This window comes from Pseudomonas sp. GV047 (assembly GCF_003058245.1).
GTDB lineage: Bacteria > Pseudomonadota > Gammaproteobacteria > Pseudomonadales > Pseudomonadaceae > Aquipseudomonas > Aquipseudomonas marginalis.
Genome location: NZ_QCWA01000007.1, coordinates 109,158 through 128,396, shown reverse-complemented (window position 1 = coordinate 128,396; position 19,239 = coordinate 109,158). Strand labels below are relative to the sequence as shown.

11 protein-coding genes are annotated in these 19,239 nt (G+C 56.5%); 7 read left to right on the top strand and 4 right to left on the bottom strand.

Annotated features, from left to right (window positions below):
• Positions 1-39: 39 nt before the first annotated feature.
• The 4 genes from C8K58_RS19450 to C8K58_RS19435 form a co-directional block, all read right to left on the bottom strand.
• Positions 40-708: a GntR family transcriptional regulator gene (locus tag C8K58_RS19450; protein WP_027607400.1), complete on the bottom strand. Its 669-nt coding sequence runs from the start codon at positions 706-708 to the stop codon at positions 40-42.
• 255 nt (positions 709-963) lie between these two features.
• Positions 964-1,401 carry a hypothetical protein gene (locus C8K58_RS19445; protein ID WP_092485937.1) on the bottom strand — a complete coding sequence of 146 codons (438 nt, stop codon included), beginning with the start codon at positions 1,399-1,401 and terminating at the stop codon, positions 964-966.
• Between the two features lie 57 nt (positions 1,402-1,458).
• The gene (locus tag C8K58_RS19440; RefSeq protein ID WP_108574142.1) at positions 1,459-2,742 is read right to left on the bottom strand and encodes an ATP-binding protein; all 1,284 of its coding nucleotides are present in this window, start codon (positions 2,740-2,742) and stop codon (positions 1,459-1,461) included.
• Positions 2,739-3,422 (bottom strand): response regulator transcription factor, encoded by a 684-nt coding sequence (locus C8K58_RS19435; protein ID WP_027607397.1) that lies wholly within the window; start codon positions 3,420-3,422, stop codon positions 2,739-2,741. The genes C8K58_RS19440 and C8K58_RS19435 overlap by 4 nt, the downstream gene beginning before the upstream one ends.
• A 196-nt stretch (positions 3,423-3,618) precedes the next feature.
• Here C8K58_RS19435 and bamA point away from each other — a divergent pair, with 196 nt between their 5' ends.
• From bamA to C8K58_RS19400, 7 genes are all read left to right on the top strand, one after another.
• Positions 3,619-5,985, top strand: a complete 2,367-nt coding sequence (bamA, locus tag C8K58_RS19430; protein ID WP_108574141.1) for an outer membrane protein assembly factor BamA — start codon at positions 3,619-3,621, stop codon at positions 5,983-5,985.
• Positions 5,986-6,150: 165 nt separating this feature from the next.
• Positions 6,151-7,005 carry a lipopolysaccharide biosynthesis protein gene (locus C8K58_RS19425; RefSeq protein ID WP_108574140.1) on the top strand — a complete coding sequence of 285 codons (855 nt, stop codon included), beginning with the start codon at positions 6,151-6,153 and terminating at the stop codon, positions 7,003-7,005.
• 686 nt (positions 7,006-7,691) lie between these two features.
• Positions 7,692-9,146 carry a site-specific integrase gene (locus C8K58_RS19420; RefSeq protein ID WP_108574139.1) on the top strand — a complete coding sequence of 485 codons (1,455 nt, stop codon included), beginning with the start codon at positions 7,692-7,694 and terminating at the stop codon, positions 9,144-9,146.
• Between the two features lie 776 nt (positions 9,147-9,922).
• A complete protein-coding gene (locus C8K58_RS19415; RefSeq protein WP_108574223.1) occupies positions 9,923-11,140 on the top strand; it encodes a hypothetical protein in 1,218 nt (405 codons plus the stop codon).
• Positions 11,137-11,598, top strand: coding sequence for a three component ABC system middle component (locus C8K58_RS19410; RefSeq protein ID WP_108574138.1), 462 nt, complete (start codon positions 11,137-11,139; stop codon positions 11,596-11,598). The genes C8K58_RS19415 and C8K58_RS19410 overlap by 4 nt, the downstream gene beginning before the upstream one ends.
• Entirely contained in the window at positions 11,595-13,595 is a 2,001-nt protein-coding gene (locus C8K58_RS19405) for a DUF3732 domain-containing protein (protein WP_108574137.1), read from the top strand. The genes C8K58_RS19410 and C8K58_RS19405 overlap by 4 nt, the downstream gene beginning before the upstream one ends.
• Positions 13,596-13,820: 225 nt before the next feature.
• Complete coding sequence (locus tag C8K58_RS19400; protein ID WP_108574136.1) at positions 13,821-19,151, top strand: ATP-binding protein; 5,331 nt, start codon at positions 13,821-13,823, stop codon at positions 19,149-19,151.
• Positions 19,152-19,239 lie beyond the last annotated feature (88 nt).

Below are 19,239 nucleotides of genomic sequence, written 5' to 3'. Positions count from 1 at the left end.
AACGGGGCAGGACTAAAGTCAAAACACAGCGGGTGTTTCTTATTGTTCGGTTTGCAGGAACTGGATCAGCGCCGGCACGGTGCCTTCGATGTGTTCGCGCACCACGGCTTCGGCGCGGGCGGCATCGCCGGCGCGGATCGCATCGAGGATCACCGCGTGTTCCTGGCGGGCGCTGAGGGGTTTTTCGCCGTGCTGCAGCCACAAGCGCATAGGTGCCTCGACCAGCGAGTACAGCGCCGAAATCTGCTTCATCAAGCGTGGGCGGCCGCTGAGGCTGCACAGGTATTCATGGAACGCGCGATGGCGGCTGACCCAGGCGGCGCTCTCATCGCGGTAGTCGTCCATCGCGTCGAGCATGCGCTCCAGGGCCGCGAGTTGACGCTCACCGATACGGCCGACGGCCACGCGCACCGCCAGGCCTTCGAGGGCGCTGCGCATCTCGAACACTTCGTGCAGCTCATCGATATCCAGACCGCTGACGATCGCGCCACGGTTGGGCCGCAGGGTCACCAGGCCCTGGGCGTCCAGGCGGCGAAAGGCTTCGCGCACCGGCATGCGGCTCATGCCGATCTCGCTGGCGATGTCTTCGGCAATCAGCCGGTCACCCTTGCGGTAGCGGCCGCCGCAAATGGCATCGAGCAGAAAGTTGTAGGCCTCCTCCTCGGCAGTGAGGGGCTGGCGGTCAACGTAAGCGGGAGCGAATTGCATCGGCAGCACCTTTTGAATTTTTGTATCCAATTATCCACGGATGCAAAAAAGCAGGATGCGTGCCAACGGCTTGGGACAGGAGCCAAGTGATTGATTCAGATCGGATAGAAGGGAAAAAGCTGGGGCTGGCGTTGAAAAGTCGCGTGGGAATTTGCTACCCAATGGCGCAGAAGACGCCCCATTGGTGGGCGGAAGTAACAAGCGGGACGTGGGCGAGATGCTTTTGCTTGAGGCGAATCCAGCCCACCGCTGGCGTTATGGCTCGACCGAATAGATAACGGTTTGCGCGCTGTTTTCGCCGACCGCCCGGCGGGTGAAATAGGTGTCGCCTTCGTCGGTGAGGATCTCGTAGTCGGCCTTGCGGGCCGGACTGGCGTGCTTGATGATTTTCAGCACGCGCTGGAATTTCACGCTTAGCGTGCCGTTGTGGCTGGGCCCGGTGAGCACATTGACGCTTTGAAACCAGCCGGCGTGCCGCTGGTTGCTCACCAACGCGTGGCTCATCGCCTCGAAACGTTCCAACCGCGTGAAGCCCCACAGGGTCTGTTCTTCGACGGTGGCGCCCGGCGTAGCGGCGCCGGTAAACACAAACAGATTGATCGCCGGGCTGTCTTCGCAAAAGAAGTCGTAAGGGACCAGGCCGTCGACCATTTTCCTGCCGGGCACAAAGCCCTTTTTATGCACCTGAAACATCGCCACCTCCACTCAATCAAGGGTGACAAGTCTAATCAGGCGCGACGTACAGGGCGGTCAAGCCAGTGTAATGTCGTGTAAAGATCGCGCGCTGTGCAGGGTGATCTCCACTGTCAGCCCACCGCCTGGCTCGTTGCGCGCGAGGATGTGGCCGCCGTGCATCTGGACGGCCCTCGCAGCAATGGCCAGCCCCAGGCCAAACCCCACGCTGGCATCGCCCACCCCACGCTCGAACGGCTGGAAAATGCTGTTCAACCGGTCATTGTCGACGCCCGGCCCTTGGTCGGTGATCAGCACCGTGAGGCGGTTCGCATCGCGGTTGACCTGCGCCGACACGCACACGGTGGTGTCCGGCCGGGTGTAGCGCACGGCATTGCGGATCACGTTCTCGAAGCAGCGGTACAACAACTCACCGCTGACGCAGGCGATAAACGGCGGGCACGCCTGCAGGTGCACGCGGCAGCCTTTGATGCCGGCTTCGAACTGCGCATCTTCAACGATCATCGCCAGCAATTCGACGATATCCACGGGCTCGCGCTCGATACTTTCCGGACGGCCTTGCAGGCGCGCCAGGGTCAGCAGCGCTTCGATCAGGGTGTCCATGCGCTCGGATTCGCGCTCGATGCGTTCGAGCATTTCCAGGCGGGCGGCGTCCTGGCGCAACAGGCCGATGGCCGCCTGCATGCGCGTCAGCGGGGAGCGCAGTTCATGGGAGATGTCGTGCAGCAGTTGCTGCTGGGCCTCCACCAGCCCCTTCAACTGGTTGGCCATGCGGTCGCAGTCTTCCGCCAGGTCGACGATCTCGTCGCGACGCTTGCCCATGGCCGGCTTGACCCGGGTTTCGAAGCGTCCCTTGGCCGCGTCGCTCATGGCGCGCTTCAGGTAAGCCAGGGGCCAGGCCAGGTAATAGGCCATGTAGCCGCTGAACAGCGCACTCATCAATGTGCCGATGATCAACGGAATCTGGTGCCAGGGCCGGCCGGGCGGGTTACCGGGCGCGTGGGTCGACCTGATCGACAGCGCCAGGCCTTCCTTGCTGACGACCGCTCGCTCATAGGCCGGCTGCGTCACCGGCCCACCTATCAGCAATTGCCCGGCACTGTTGTAGACGCCGATGGCCTCATCCGCCGGGCGCTCCCACACCGCCAGGAGCTGGCCGCCCGCCTCGACACCAAACGTTTGCAGTAGCTTGTCTTCGGCCGCCAGCATGGCTTCCACATGCGGGTCATTCGGCTGGAAACGGCCCAGTTCAAGCACGCCGACGCCCACCAGGAAGGTCAAGGTGGTCGCCAGCCAGAAGGCCAGGAACAGTTTCCAGAACAGCAGGCTGGGCCTGGTCATTCGGCAATCAACAAGTAGCCGAGGCCACGTACGCTCTGGATCCAGGCCTTGGCGTCCGGGCGCGGCCCGAGTTTTTGCCGGATGCTGCTGATATGCACATCGATGCGCCGGTCGTAGCGGGTCAGCGGGCAACCGAGGGCATTGAGTGACAGATCCTTTTTACTCACTACCTGGCCGGCACTGCGGGCCAGCTCTTCCAGCAGGCTGAACTCGGTGCTGGTCACACCCAGCTCGAGGCCGTTCCACAGGGCCTGGCGCCTGCCGGGCCACAACACCAGCGCGCCGGTCTTGATCACTTCGGTGGTCGGCTGGCCCACCGGCTGCACCCTGCGCATGATGGCGCGCAGGCGCGCGACCAGTTCGCCGGGGGAGCTGGGCTTGGGCACGTAATCATCGGCGCCGAGTTCCAGGCCGGTGATGCGGTCGATGTTGTCACCACGGGCGGTGAGCAGCACTACGGGTACCTGGCTGACGACGCGGATGCGCCGGAGCACTTCGATGCCCGAGCGCTGGGGCAGCATCACGTCCAGCACCACAATGCTGTAGCGCCCCGACAGCGCCTCCACCTCGCCCTCCTCCCCCGTGTGCACGGCCGTGGTCTCAAAGCCTTCGCGCGCGAGGTATTGGCTCAGCATGTCAGTCAGTTCCTGGTCGTCGTCGACCAACAATACGCGGATCATCTCGGGCTCGTCGGTGGGGGGTTGCGCATTATCGGCCCGGCATCGGCATCCCAGGCCAAACTTTACCTAACTTGACATTCGGTTAACCGCACCAAACGCCCCTCGCTCGTATGCTGGATGTTCACCAGTCCGGCCGCGCGGCGAGTTGTCCATGCGTGCCGGCGCTGCTTGTCGATGTGTTCTGGAAAAGATCTTGATGAATTTTTCGCGCCTGCTCTGCTCGGTTGCGCTGCTGCTCAATGCCTCACTGGCACTCGCCCAAGGCTTCAAAATCTCGGATATTCGAATCAACGGCCTGCAACGGGTCTCTGCAGGCAGCGTGTTCGGGGCATTACCCCTGAACGTCGGCGACGAAGCAGATGACCGGCGCCTGGTGGACTCGACCCGCGCGCTGTTCAAGACCGGTTACTTCCAGGACATCCAACTGAGCCGCGAAGGCGATGTGTTGATCATCAATGTAGTCGAGCGTCCTTCGGTTGCCAGTATCGAGTTCGAGGGCAACAAGGCGATTGCCACCGATGACCTGATGAAAGGCATGAAGCAATCGGGCCTTGCCGAGGGCGAGATTTTCCAACGCGCCACCCTGGAAGGGATACGCAACGAGTTGCAGCGCCAGTACGTTGCCCAGGGCCGTTACTCGGCGTCGGTCGACGCGCAGGTGGTGGCTCAGCCGCGTAACCGCGTAGGCTTGAAAATCAAGATCGACGAAGGTGAAGTGGCGTCGATCCAGCACATCAACGTGGTAGGCAACACGGTGTTCCCCGACGATGCCCTGATCGACCAGTTCACCCTCAAGACCAGCAACTGGCTGTCGTTTTTCAAGAACGACGACAAATACGCACGGGAGAAGCTGTCGGGCGACCTTGAACGCTTGCGCTCCTATTACCTGGACCGTGGCTATATCAACATGGATATCACCTCGACCCAGGTCTCGATGACCCCGGACAAAAAGCACGTCTACATCACCGTGAACATCCAGGAAGGCCAGAAATACGCGGTGCGCGAGGTGAAGCTCAGTGGTGAGCTGAAAGTCCCGCAGGACCAGGTCCAGTCCTTGCTGCTGGTGCAGAAGGGCCAGGTGTTCTCACGCAAACTGATGACCACCACCTCGGAGCTGATTACCCGTCGCCTGGGCAACGAAGGCTACACCTTCGCCAACGTCAACGGCGTGCCGCAGGCCCACGATGAAGACCACACGGTTGACGTCACGTTCTCCGTCGACCCCGGTAAGCGGGCCTACGTCAACCGTATCAACTTCCGTGGCAATACCAAGACCGACGACAAGGTGCTGCGGCGGGAAATGCGCCAGATGGAAGGTGGCTGGGCGTCAACCTACCTGATCGATCAGTCCAAGGTGCGCCTGGAGCGCCTGGGGTTCTTCAAGGAGGTGAACGTCGAGACGCCTGCGGTGGCCGGCCTCGATGACCAGTTGGATGTGAACTACGCCGTGGAAGAACAGGCGTCCGGTTCGATTACCGCCAGTGTCGGCTTTGCCCAGAGTTCGGGGCTGATCCTCGGCGGCTCGATCACCCAGAACAATTTCCTCGGCACCGGCAACTACGCCAGCCTGGGGCTGACCCGCTCGTCCTACCAGAGCAAGTACAACATCGGTTTCACCGATCCCTACTTCACCACCGACGGGGTGAGCCTGGGTTACAACGCGTTCTACAGCAAGACCGACTACAACAAGTACTACGATGACGGGGTTTCCTATTACGCCATCAATAGTTTTGGCCTGGGCACCACCCTCGGTTACCCGATCAATGAAACCTCGCGCTTGAACTTTGGCCTGACCGTACAACACGACAGCATCGAACCGGGCACCTACAGCGCCGACGAGATCTACGACTTTATCGAGCGCGAAGGCAAGGAATTCACCAACTTCAAGGCCAACCTTGGCTGGTCGGAGTCGACCTTGAACAAAGGCGTGCTGGCGACTCGCGGGCATTCGCAAAACCTCAACCTGATGGTGACGGTGCCCGGCAGCGACCTGAGTTTCTACAAAATCGACTACACGGGGCAGACGTTCCTGCCTGTCAGCAACACCACATCACTGCGCTTTCACACCAAGCTCGGCTACGGCAGCGGCTACGGCTCCACGGACGGGCTGCCCTTCTATGAAACCTACACCGCCGGCGGCGAAGGCACGGTGCGCGGCTTTGAAAGCGGCACCCTCGGCCCGCGCAACACCCCGGCAACCGGTGCCTACGCCAGTGCCGGGCAGGCGTACTACTCGGACCGGGACACCGAGTCGCTGGGCGGCAATATCCTGATAACCGGCGGCGCGGAGTACCTGTTCCCGGTGCCGTTCATCAAAGACAACAAATCCGTGCGAACCTCGTTGTTCTGGGACGTAGGGACGGTGTATTCGGACAAGTGCTACCTCAGCACGACCCAGGGCTGCGGCAGCGTGGACCTAAGCCAGATGGCCAGTTCGGTGGGAGTTGGGGTGACATGGTACAGCCCGCTGGGGCCGCTGAGTGTGAACTTGGCCTACCCGATTCGCACGCCGGAGAACGCGGACAAGCAGGTGTTTCAGTTCTCCATGGGGCAGACGTTTTAAAGGTTGCGGCGTGTTGATGCGTTCCCCCCCTCTCGGAAAGGCCCTACACAAATACCGGACGTCTGGCGAAGCCGCGTTTATGTATTGTTTTTTATAAAGGAACTCCGCTATCGAGCCTTGGTCGGCTGATGTGTGGATTTTCCTTTCACTACGCGGATAGATCGGATGAAACAGATGCCCTTCGTCGAGGCCAAGCCTGTTGCCGACAAAAAGCTGGCTTTGTTTGCACCCGTGCCAGCGCCATGGCGTTCAAGCGCACGCCCGCTGCACCTGCACGATTTTGCTGCCTGTCGGAATGTCGAATCAGGCGCGGTTTTTATTATCGCTTCCGGCCTGTCAGCCAAATCATTCCCCCTCGAAAAGTTCGCGCACGTGCCCATGATCACCATGAATGGCGCCATTTCGATGTTTATGAACACCGACATCAAGCCGAGTTTTTACGCCTGCACGGACAGAAGCTTTTCCAAACAGCAGCCGGATTTATTCAACTACGCCATGGCTGTCAGCCAAAGGGTCGCGCTGTGGGAAGACCATGCGCAATCCTCCCATGCTCGTCCAACCGGGCAGCTCTACCCGCTGTCCAAGGCGCCAAAACCGTCGTGGATCGATGTGGCGCTCGGAAGATCAAAAGAGCTGGTTACTGATCACCCTTTGATCGCCTTTCGGAAACGGTCCATCGGGTTCAGCAAGGACATGAGCCAGGGCTTTTTTGATGCCCGAACCGTGGCCTACCTGGCCATCCAGCTGGCATTCCACGTCGGGTTCTCCAAGGTTTTCCTGGTGGGCGTCGACCTGGACGAAAAGTCGGGGAGGTTTTACGAAACGAAGGACTCCATAAACTCCCCCTGCGGGCTCGACCAGCACTATTACACCCGCATACTGCCGTCGTTCGAGTTGATGTCCAAGAAAGTCATCGGGGATGACTTCATGGTTTACAACTTATCCGATATTTCGAAGATTCCGGCGAGTGTGATTCCGCGTATCAGCGTCGCTCAAGTGGAAGCGATGCTCCACCAGTAGACACACAGTCGGCCTGGAGGCCTTCGCCAACTCCCTGCACTACACACATTGGGTGTCGGCAGCTGAGGGCCCTTCTCAAAAAATCCGAATATCAGCCCGGATACTTCAGTCTTTTTTAGCAGGAGATTGAAGGAGTTATCTGGATTGGGTTCCACGGCCAGCGAGAAGAATGGCGGGGGCCTTCTGTTGCATAGTGAGCACTATGCCCTGGGCCATTTGGGGCTTACGCTGAAGCGTATGCGCTGATCGTACTTCAGATCTGCCTATGCTCAATGAACCTGTGTGGGTTTAAAAAGAATTTTCAGAATCAGCAGACGTAACTCATCCAGGACCTTGATGGCCGGAAGCTTTCAGTGCATTGGCTGGATCCAAGCGTGGGGCGGTGACGATCTTGAGGAGGAAGTTGGGATGATCCCCCGCAAAAGTCCCTATGCGTAAAAAAGCCGAACTGGCTGGAGTTCGGCTAAGTCACTGAAAAATATGGTCGGGACGGAGTGATTCGAACACTCGACCCCTAGCACCCCATCTCCTTTTTCATACTTCTTGAAAGATCTCAAAATTTTACCCTGGATTTTTCTAAGCTAGTATTTACTTGAGCTCCAGCGGTGTTCTGCTCTACGAGAGTCCAGAAACGTCCATCAAGAGCCGACGTTTTTGTGGGGGTAAAAGTAGGGGGAGCCCGTTTCATGGCCAAAATCACCATCAAAGAACTCGAGTCGCTGACTCCCAACGATGCCGGCCGAATCCTCCGAGAGGATGGCAATCTGGCCGGTCGAATCTCAGTCCGCAAGGACGGTGTGTCGGTCAGCTTTTTCTATCGCTATCGGTGGGGCGAGCAGAACAAAGAGTACTCCTGCGGGTCTTGGCCGCGCAAATCCCTGACGGACATCCGCAAGGCCCGCAACCAGGCCCGAGCGCTCATCGATGAGCAAATCAATCCCAACGAGCACAAGAAAACCGCCAAGGCACAGGCTCATGCCGCGACGAACGCAAAAGCCGATCAGGAAAAATCGACGAAGGTCCAAACTCTGACCGTCCAGGATCTGGCCAAGGCCTGGCTGCTGGATGGCGTCGCGCGTAAAGACGGCAATGCCGAGTTGCAACGGCGCTTTAACAAGGACCTTTTGCCAGCACTCGGTAGGACAGCGGTGAACAATGTTTCCGAACACGATGTTCGGGCGCTGATCCGGGCCGTGGTCAACCGCGGCGCTCACCGGCAAGCCATCAGTTTCTTCGCCGACCTCACCCAGATGTTTAGCTGGGCTAGAAAGCGTCAGCCCTGGCGGACCTTATTGATCGAGGGCGATCCGACTGAGTTGGTCGACATCTCCCCTCTGATCCCCGCCGACTACGAGGCGGAAAGAAGCCGTATCCTTTCCCCGGCGGAGCTGTTGGAACTGCACAACCGTTTCCAGCAAATGACCGCCGATTACGACGCCCTCCCCGCGGGCCAAAAATACGACGGCATTCGTCCGCTAAAGAAGGAAACGCAGCTCGCGCTCTGGATTAGCCTGGGCACGCTGTGCCGAATTGGTGAATTGCTGCAGGCCGAATGGAAAAATGTCGATCTGGACCAGCAAACCTGGTTCCTCCCCAGCGAAAACGTCAAAGGCACCCGCGGCAAGAAACAGGACCACCATATCTTCCTCTCCTCCTTCGCCTTGCATTTCTTTCAGGAACTCAAGACCCTGACGGGAGACTCCCTGTGGTGCTTTCCGAACAAGCAGGATGATGGGCATGTGGACGTGAAAGTGGTGAGCAAACAGGTCGGCGATCGCCAGGCCCGGTTCAAAAACCGTAAGGCCCTCTCCAGACGGCGTCACGACGATACCCTGGTCCTTGCCGACGGCCAAAACGGCGACTGGACGCCTCATGACCTGCGCCGCACCGGCGCGACCATGATGCAGGCTTTAGGGGTCAGCCTGGACGTCATCGATCGCTGCCAAAACCATGTGTTGGCCGGTTCTCGGGTGAGGCGCCATTACCTGCATCACGACTATGCCGAAGAGAAGAAACGTGCCTGGAATCTGTTGGGCGATCGACTCAGTGCGGTGCTGTCTTCGACCTACGAGCACACGCCAAACGAGTCGATGTTGTCTTTTCCAGCGTACACGGCGACAGAGACGCTGGCACCCTCATAGGGCTGTTGCACCCTGCGTTCACCGGAGTTTAACGTCCGCGTGTTGTGACCCAAAATTCGCGGTGAGCAAAAGTGACAGACTGCATGTACATATTCGTGAGCTTCACCGTTGCGGAACTGTTCGACAAAGTATGGCAAACGCCCATGGTCAAATTGACCCACGACATTGGTGTTTCCGACGTCGCCGCCACCAAAGCTTGCCGCAAAGCCGGCATCGCTCTCCCTCGCCGTGGCCACTGGTTAAGATCGAAAAAGCAGCGACAACCCAAACCCGAGCCTACTCACGTTCCAAGTTCTCGACCGTTACAACCCGCCCGGCAAGACTGGCACTGATTCGAACTCACCAATAACCCGGCGTACGATTGCCCCCCTTTCAATTGAGCCCGACGCGCTGCAACCACACCAATCTGATAATGACAATCTAGCTCGCTAGGTACGCCACCAGTGGTCGCTCAATGGCGTGACGCAATATGCTGCGAAGCGAGCACACGGGATCTGAAAAGACGTTCTCCGCTCTGCATCCCTTGACCTGCTATGGCGACGGAAAAGTTAGTTGACGGTCGCAGAGGCATATTGATCGAGGAGTCTTTCTAACCTTTTCGATTAAAAAAATAACGGTATGACTCAATCAGATGGCGTTTAGCCAGTTTGGGTTGATAAGATTGCGCTCTGAATACATTCAACCTGTATATCAATACAGTATCGTGGATTTTCCTGGCCAGGATGGCGAAGTTAGCTACTCACTGGCCAATCTTGTTTTCCAAGATTGGAGTTGCTGTGAACGCGAAGCTCGATTTTGACGCATCAAAGCTCTACGAAGCCCTGAAGTACCAAATCCACGTAGCGATCGACTACTGCCATACCCTTGATAAGGACGATGTCCTTTGGATCGAGGTGTTTGGCGATGTCACCGTCGAAGGCCGTGATCAGGTTGAGGTTAAGGAGTACAGCGACAGCCTGACCGACAGCCATGAAAACCTCTGGAACACCCTCAATAACTGGCTAAAGCCTGATTTCAATCATCAGCAATACGCCAACCTGATCCTGCTGACGACTCAGGCCTATGGTGAGCGAGCAGCTATCAAAGATTGGTATCAGTGGAATACTGATCAGCGTCTGGCTGCGCTGGAAAGAATCCTCCAGGATGCGGAGGCTCGCTTCGAAAAGGCCAAGCAGGAGAAAGAGGCAACTGCTGACCAAAGCGAGGAAGGTGGTACAGGAGGAAAAACTCCAGGGCCTTCTAAGGCGCTGACCCTGCAGCGCAAGGTGATGGCAAAAGCCATGCGTGAGTCGCTGATGGAGGCTCTGCCCAAGGTCAAGATCATCACCGAGCAACCTGACCTGCTTGGCTTGATCGCCAGGTACAAGAGGGCCCATCTTAAAAGCATCCATGAGCATCGCATGGACGACTTCTTGAATGACCTCTTTGGCTTCATGACCAGCGCCGTTAAGGTCACAGAAGGATGGCGGTTCACCACCGCGGAATTCGACAGCAAATTCACAGAGCTCACCGCCCGCTACCTGATTGGCTCGGTGAAGTTTCCCCGTGTCAACACTGAGGAGATCGAGCGGGAAGCTGCTGAGATGAATGTGCGTGACCGCATTTACGCCCAAAAGCTAGATGAGATCGGCGGTGAGGAGGAGCTTATTCTTGAGGCAACTGCCGATCTGCTTCATGCCCACGAATACATTGCCGAGCTGATCAAGGACTGCACCACGTCACAGAGCGACGTGGAAAGCTACAGCAAGAACCATATGCGCACTCATAGTGCCAGCAGGGCAAAACTGATGATCGGTTGCGACGAAACCTGGTCGGTTTCGAAACTGAAGCAGGAATCCCTCAAGTTCTACTACGCGCGCTGTGAATTGGATGTCGTGGGCTTTCGAAACTACGAAGACACGCCCGTTGAGTTCCGCAATGGCATCTACCACATGCTCGCAGATTCAGTGCCCGCAAGCTCAGCGAAGGAGTTTCACTGGAGGCTCTGGAAATGAGTGCAAAACCCATTGAACACCTTTTCACGCTTCAGCGTTCCCCCATCGCACTGGCACCGGTGATCCACAACTTCTTCGCCCATTCCGAACCTAGGGAACGAGACCTGCTGTTGAGCTATCTGGTGCTGCCCATGGTGCTGTACCCGGCCATGCAAACGTACCTGCTGGCCGTGAGGAAGACCAGCAACCTGCGCACGCTCTGCAAAGAGCAGTCGCGGCTGGTAGGGCTCACCCACAACACCCAGCAGTTCAAATCCCTCACCAACGCCGCTCTACTTGTCCTTCAAGCAGAGCAAAGCATCGAGATCACCGAAGACCTAACTGTGAAGTCGGTCGGGGACGTCAGGGCCTCCAATGCCAACCCCAAACAACTCGAGGCCGCCCGCCGTCTTTCCATGGTCTGCGCAGAGGCAGACGTCGTTTCCATCTACAGGACGTTAGGATTCAAGTCTCTATGAAATGCTTTCTGCGGTACATCGGCGTAGTCGACACTCAAGAAAAAATTCACAAAGTGCGACTGGAGCCTGGGCTCAACGTCATCACTGGCAAGTCATCCACTGGAAAAAGTGCGATCCTGGAAATATTCGACTATTGCCTCGGCAGCACCGAAGACACAATTCCGGTGGGCACGATCACTGAGCGCGCCGAGACCTTTTTCATTGCGTTGCAATTTCCCAGCTACTTCATCGTGGCCGCACGCAAGAAAAAATCCGACCGCTGCTTTTTGCTTGAGGTACAAGGCTCCGACCCAGATCAATTGCTCCAACTAATCGAGCAACCCAAGGCCTTCTTCGATCCCAAGCACTACATGCCACTGGCAGACTTCAAGAAAAGCCTTGGGCGCTATTTTGCGATCACGCTGGAAAACATCGACGAAGACCCGTACCTGAAAGCGGCCGGCCGCAACAAATCAGCCACTCCATCGGTACGCAGTTTTTCCTCCTTCATGCTCCAGCATCAAAACCTAGTGGCCAACAAGCACGCGATTTTCTACCGCTTCGATGAGAAGGAAAAACGTGACCAGGCGATCAATCACTTCAAGATTCTGATGGGTCTTGTGGACGAAGCTTATTTCGATCTGTACCGGGATCATGAGGTTGCCAAGCACGAACTCAAAAAAATCCAGGCGCAGATTCCCAAGCAAGCTCAGCGCAAAGAAGCTGCGATCGCTCGTTACAACCGTTACCTAATCGAGTTCAAGTCCTTGGCAGGTCTTCCTCTAGTCGATGCCACGGCTGAGGACATCTACAGCAAACCCGCGACGATGCTGAAGATGATTTCCGGGCGTTCCGTCAAAATCGACGTGCTCTCAGATCAGGTTGAAATGCGTCGGGCTGAACTTCACTCTCAACGAATCGCTGCGCTCATCGAAAAGCGCAAGCTGCAGGGACAGATGAGGCTGGTCAATGAGTCTCTGACTTCTGCAACACAATTCAGCTTGAGCATGACCGCTGAGACATTGCCCGATTCCATTGAGCTGTCCGAAGCTCATTGCCCGCTTTGCGAGGCTCACACCAGCACCCCCGCTATGGAAGCCAACAAGCTCGTAGGTGCTATCGAGTGGTTGAATGACGAGCTCAAGCTGTCCGCCTATGCCCGGGAGAGTTTCGCTGCAGAGCGCCGAAACATTCAGGACGCGCTCGATAAGGCTAACGCAGAGCTGCGTCGTATCCAGACCGACATCCAGCCACTCGATGAAGAAATTGCCAAGCTCAAGACATCCAAATCGATCGATGAGCAGGCCACCAAGGCCAAGCTTCGGCTTGAAATCGCCATTCAAGATCAGTTGGACAAACCTGAGTCGGAGCTGGCGACTGAAGAAAAAAATCTGCGCACTGAGGTTGATCGCCTGGCCGGTCTACTTGAGAAATACGACATCAAGGACAGGTTGAAAACGTTAAGCAATGAGATCGACGCCAAGATGTGTGAGCTTGGCAACCACTTCGATTTCGAGGAAACGTACAAGCCTTCGAAGCTGCGCTTTGACGTTGAAACGTTCGACCTTTGGTATCAGCAGAATCAGAACACTCGGGTTTACCTACGCTCGATGGGCAGCGGTGCGAACTGGTTGTACTCTCACCTCGCCTTGTTCATGTCCCTGCACTACCAGTTCGCGGCGCTGTCGAACAAAGGGTGCAAGATCCCACCAATCCTGTTCCTTGATCAGCCCACCCAGGTGTACTTCCCTGCCTCACTGGATGACGCAGAGGATTTCGATGCTCAAGAGCTTTCAAAACAGGCCAAGCGTGAAGACGCAGTCGACGCAGACATGAGTGCTGTGACCAACATGTTCACTCAGTTGGCCAAGTTCTGTGATGAAACTGGCAAGAAGACAGGCGTAACTCCGCAAATCATCGTCTCGGATCATGCAGATAGACTGACCCTAGGCGAAGGTTACAAGTTTCCGGACTATGTCCGGGCTACATGGAGAACGCGGGGCTTCATCGCCGACTAGGAGTCTTCATCCTGAAGGGGGGATTACTCCCCCGTTTCTTGATCAGGCCATAGTGGTTGGTGCATCAATCATTACGCCTGAGACCTGTGGGGACGAAGTCCTTAACAACCCGTCTGTTCTGGCGTGGTGTGGTGTGGTGTGGTGTGGTGTGGTGTGGTGTAGATACGCTATACACTTATGAATGTACGGACATCACAACGCCATGAAAGCCAGGGAAGCTAGACTATGAGCATCGACGTAACTGCACCAGCGCCGAGGGCTTTCTCAGAAAGCGACACGCGCACGATTGAGATGTCACCCTCCGGTTACCTAGAGCAGATACTTGATCGAGAGCTCAAGCTCACGCTCCACGGCATCGAGCTGGGGTCCGAGCGAGATGACTCCATGCGTCAACTCACTGACACCGCAGCAACGCTTTACGATGGCCGCATTCTGCGCGAGCTTATACAGAATGCGTACGACGGCGCTGGTGAAGATGTCGATGCCCATATCCTGGTGAAGCTGGATCTTGCCTCTGCCCCGCACGCGATGCTGGACGTCTGTAACACTGGCAATGGATTCTCCCGGGCCGATGTCGACTCAATCGTGAATCCGGCAAGAAGTAGAAAGCAGCCCGGAAACTCCATTGGCCACAAAGGACTTGGATTTCGCAGTGTTACGTTGATCAGCCATGATCCTCAGATCTACTCATCTCAAGCTGAAAATAAGGCAGCGCAATTCGACGGGTTCTGCTTTCGATTTGCTGATGAGCAGGCCCAACGCGAGCGACTTCTGCATCTAGCTGAACCCGACCTTGCGGAAAGGGCGGTCGGCAAGACTCACAGCTTGCAACTGCCGCTCGTGATAAATAGCTTCCCCGATGACATACAGGGCTATGCATCGCATGGGTTTGCGACAGTGATAAGACTGCCGTTGACCGACCGTATGGCCGCCTCTCGCATGGAAAAGGAATGGCAGTCACTTTTTGATGAGCGTGCCCCGCTTAATCTCTTTCTACCTAAGCTCACCAAGCTCGTATTTGAAAAAATTGACGCGGACGGCACTACTTCGCGTCGTGTGTTAACGCGTCGTCGGTACCCTCCGAATCGCCCTCTGAAAATTGACAATCTTGAGATAGAAGAAATCGTTGTCGACGATCGCTCGTACTTGTTCATCAGCCGCGTCGTTGATCCGCCGCGGTTTTTGAGAGCAGTGGACGCTGCTGTCGAACAACGTCATAAGGTAGAGAGGTGGCGAAATTGGGCAGGCGCGCCCACGGTCAGCATCGCGATCCCCCTAGGGTTCGAGGTTCCGGAAGGTCGCTACTATGCTTTTTTGCCAATGGAAACCCCCTGTCCTTTTAACGGTCATTTGGATGCTCCGTTTTTCCCAGATCCAGATCGCAAGGGCTTAAGTCTGGACAACGCCCTTAATCAAGAATTGGTCAAGGTTGCAGCAGAGATGTGCATTGACCTTATATATGGTGTAGCTGCTGCCAATATCAATCTAGTCTCATACGTGCACGCCGCTGTGGATGCCATCACATGGGGCCCCGCAGACCATGTCTTGGCTGCATTTCGGGCTAAAGGGCTGGCGTACAAAACTCTCCCACTTCCAACGATGAGTCCACCTGGCAGTGATGCAAGATGGGCAACCCTTGACCATGTTTTTGACTGGCAAGACGACCAATACAAATCACTGCGTGCGACTTGGATTGCGAAGGTTACAGGCGCATTTCTGCTGCGACGCAAGCTGGGAGCCAGGCGAGTTATCGCCTTACGCAGCCTTGCTAATGATGTGGGGCTTCCGCTTGAGCCGGAGAACGACCGTCTCGCAAAGTGGGTACCGTTGCTCGCTGCCGACCTTGAACGCCAACGCAAAGCTACAGCCGCGAATTGGGAGGATTTCTATACCGACCTGAGCGTACGCAAGGACATCCTTGAGCAGCTTCGAGGCAAACTCATTTTTAGAAACGAAGCTCGCAAACTCGTGCGAGCCGAAGGCGCTAAATCCGTAGCGGGCGAACCGGTTCAGTTTTTCATCAATGCCGACCCTGGGCGTGTCACCAAGAAGAAAAAACGCCTGGATGACGCCGGTGTTTTTCCTCCAAGCTGCATAACCAAGGGGCTCGAGTTCGCCGACCCGACGCTTGCCTGGTCTGCGGATGTGGTCACGGCGTTTGTTAACGCAGGACTTGCTTCCGAGTTTCGCCTCATCAACTTGGTTTCAAGATTGGGAACACTCCTCGGAACTCGCCCTCGCACACGCGACGCTTTGTCAGTCCTTACCTGGGCCTTCAGAACATGGAAGCAAAATCGCACCCCGGACTTCGACGAGGCCCTTCAGACCGCGGGACTCTGGGTTCCCTTGGCCAGCGGCGGAATTGGCAAAGCGAGCCTTGCTTATTTCTCAGCGGGATGGCGCGACACGCTCGGTAATTTGCTCACTGACCTCTGTAAAGAGGCGAGCCACGACAAGCAGATTGCCGGAATCGCGAAGATGATGCTTCCTGATTGGAACGAATGGAAAACCGGTCCGGGGGAAAGCGCTCAAGACTGGCGGGACTTTCTGAAAATTGCCGGCGTACGGGACGGCCTTCCTTGGAACCGAGGCGCCGTTGTACGCATGTACTCACCAGACTGGCGAAGCTTGAGATATGGGTATTTGCCAACACAGAATTTCGAGCTGGAGCTGGGAATTTGCTGGCGCAAAGCCGTTGGTTTTTCACGCGACCTCGGCTATCAAAGCGGTATCTACGTTCTAAATGGCGTTCCCTACCTATACGGCCAAGCGAGCTACGACACAATGAACGGCGCGGCCCGCTTAGCTTACGGGCGGCTAGTTATCCACGCGCTCACAAAGATTCCCGCCGAAGCTATGGTGACAACACTCTCCCGCAGCGGTGCCCGTTACGACCACATTCACTGGCCTAGCGCCATCGCCGCATTTCTGAAGTCGACTGCTTGGATTCCTGCGTCGGCGGGCGACGATTTCGAAGGGTTAACTTTAGATCAATGCTGGTTAGGCAGCAGGAGTGACATACCTCGTTTCGTACCGCGGCCGGAGCGCATGGTACGAGAGCTGATAGAAAGCAACCGCTACCTTCAAGAGATGTTGTCCGGCAAATTGAATGTACCCGCTTGGTCGGACCCAAAAAGTGCACCCCGACGCATTGCCGCACTTGGCGAGCTACTGGAGCGCGGTATATCAGAGGCCTTTCTTGATGACTTTCGAAAAGCCTATCGCGAAGCATGGACAGAGTACGCTCAGCTCGACTTGCGCCCGGCTCTGCCTCCGACACTCGTAATCCCTAAAGACACTATTGATGGCTTGACGGCCGTGACGCTTCACAAAAGCGCTCCACTCGTTGAAACGATCTACATTGACGATGGTTCGCGGCCCACTTTTCAACAAATTCTGGCTTCTTTTGGTCGCATCACCATTGATGTGGGCGGTACAGCGACTGCAAGCTGTATCAGAGCGCTAGCAACGTATCTGGGTTGTAAGGCCCAGCCAATTCATGAGGACTCGATATCCGTCACCACAGACGGCGTTCCTTTCTTTCCGAGTGCAGCGGATGAGCTGCTCGTAAGCAAAGATTGTGAATGGATCGCTGACCTCGCTGTTCTCGTACTCGAAGTGAGCTCAAATCTAAGCAACCAGAACACCCTTCGCGCGCGGCAGGCGTTGGGAGGCGCTATCCGCCGAGTACGGTTGCGTTTTGTCCGAGAAATCACTGTCTCGATAGATGGGAACTCAAGCCCCCTGCCAGAGGAGCTTGACGGCATACTTCCGGTTGCCAACGAAGAGTATCCGTCGGTCCTGTGCGAGGGGCAGTTTTTGAATTGGTCCACGCTGTCCATGATCGCGTCGGCCGTGCCCGCGGCGATAGGCAGACCGGGATTAACGGACGCTTTTCGCCTAACATTTTCTGCGTTTGGAAACGAGATGTCGCGGGACGGTCATGAGCTGAAAGCACCCACGGATTTGCAACTTGCTCGAGCACTTGGACGACCCGTCTCTCGGATCACCGAGCTGAGGCGATCGCTTCGTGCGACCACGCCGCGTTTATTGGAGTATTTGATCCCGTCCGTCCACGCTATGGGGCATACCTACCTGGCTGCAATATTGATCGAGCGGACCGACGAATTCAGAGACGATTCCGACGTGATGGCGGTTATTTCTGGTTACGGTATACCCTCCGACCAAGCCGAAAGAATCGTCAGCGCCTGCCGAGACGCCGACACACTCAGCGGCCTACGGCATGAGCTAGGCCTTGAGTTCAACGTACTGAACGCGAGCCTCGTTGCGCTGGGACGTTCTCCGTTGGAGTTCAAGAAAAGGTTAACGGAGCGTTTCTCCTCCCGCGTTGAGCATCGACGTGCTGAAGTTGAGCGAGCCGTACGGGATGCGTACACCCAATCCATTGAAGCAGACGGACCCCTTCAGGCCTATCGCGAAGCAGTCGCTTTGAAATGGCTCCACCTGCCAGATGATTGGGTGGAACGATTCGACGATATTGATATACCGCAGGTAGATGAGGAAATCGATAGGCAGGTAACCCTCCGCCTTGGTGCAGGCCCTTTTCCCAATGGCAGTCCCATCGACGGCGTCCGCCAGCACAACCGCCAGCTACTCACGCGGATTGCGGAACATTTGCAACGTTTGGTCAGAGCTTGGGCGAAGCGCAATTCGGCGCCACTTGATGAACTCTGGTTGCAAGGACCTGAACGCCTGATTCGAGCTGCACTGTCATCCGGTACGCTTGACTTCGAGTCCCTCGACGAGAGATCAGTCCCCCCCGCACTTCGCCGAGCGAGCCTCTGGCCAAATCAAATGCCGGAAAGCATGAACACTGTTGCGCTCGGCCTTTCGGACAGTGATCTGGCATTCGAAGCATTAGAGGAGCGTGAACGCGAAACGCGCAGACAGACAGAACGTCGTAGCCTGCAGTTTGGGGAATTAGAAATCGATGGTGGCGCTCAGGGTTGGCATGATGCAGTTGCGAAAGCCATGCAAGAGACACTTGCGAGTGGAGGATTCAAAACGCGGTCCGGTCCTGCTGCATTGCAAGTCTTTGGCCCCCGAACTGCCCCTAGACCGACTAAGCGCGGTACAAGCAATCGAGGTGATGATCCTCAGTATTTGAGTCAAGAACAACGCGACCTCATCGGTTTCGCCGGGGAGCTCGCCGCCTATCAATATTTGCGCAATAAACATCGAAATATGCGGCCCGAATATTGGGTATCTTCGATGGGCCGCAGGTATCTAGGGCTTCCGCCAGAAAGTGATCAAGGATTCGATTTCAAAGTATCGGACGCGAAAGGCTGCATTCATTACGAGGTTAAGGCGCATGTCGCAGATCCAGGACACATCGACTTAGAGCGCTCTCAGGTAACTGCGGCGGTAACGATGCGCCATGACGGAACCAACCGCTGGCGTATTCTCTATGTCGCGTACGTACGAGGTCCTAACGTCGCAGTTTATGAGCTGCCTAATCCATACTCCCTAGGTGCAAGTCGGCTATTCCGAGAAAGTCATCAGCAGGGTGTCCGTTTCACTGTCATGCGTGAATAGCAATTGCCCGTCAGCAGCAGGAATTTCTCACCCAGGGCCCTCTGGATCGAAACCAGCGCCAACGCGGTGTAAGGTGGCATTGAATGCC

Coding starts and splice junctions, on each gene's coding strand:
- C8K58_RS19450 (WP_027607400.1), bottom strand. CDS start 708: ATGCAATTCGCTCCCGCTTACGTTGACCGCCAGCCCCTCACTGCCGAG.
- C8K58_RS19445 (WP_092485937.1), bottom strand. CDS start 1,401: ATGTTTCAGGTGCATAAAAAGGGCTTTGTGCCCGGCAGGAAAATGGTC.
- C8K58_RS19440 (WP_108574142.1), bottom strand. CDS start 2,742: ATGACCAGGCCCAGCCTGCTGTTCTGGAAACTGTTCCTGGCCTTCTGG.
- C8K58_RS19435 (WP_027607397.1), bottom strand. CDS start 3,422: ATGATCCGCGTATTGTTGGTCGACGACGACCAGGAACTGACTGACATG.
- bamA (WP_108574141.1), top strand. CDS start 3,619: ATGAATTTTTCGCGCCTGCTCTGCTCGGTTGCGCTGCTGCTCAATGCC.
- C8K58_RS19425 (WP_108574140.1), top strand. CDS start 6,151: ATGAAACAGATGCCCTTCGTCGAGGCCAAGCCTGTTGCCGACAAAAAG.
- C8K58_RS19420 (WP_108574139.1), top strand. CDS start 7,692: ATGGCCAAAATCACCATCAAAGAACTCGAGTCGCTGACTCCCAACGAT.
- C8K58_RS19410 (WP_108574138.1), top strand. CDS start 11,137: ATGAGTGCAAAACCCATTGAACACCTTTTCACGCTTCAGCGTTCCCCC.
- C8K58_RS19405 (WP_108574137.1), top strand. CDS start 11,595: ATGAAATGCTTTCTGCGGTACATCGGCGTAGTCGACACTCAAGAAAAA.
- C8K58_RS19400 (WP_108574136.1), top strand. CDS start 13,821: ATGAGCATCGACGTAACTGCACCAGCGCCGAGGGCTTTCTCAGAAAGC.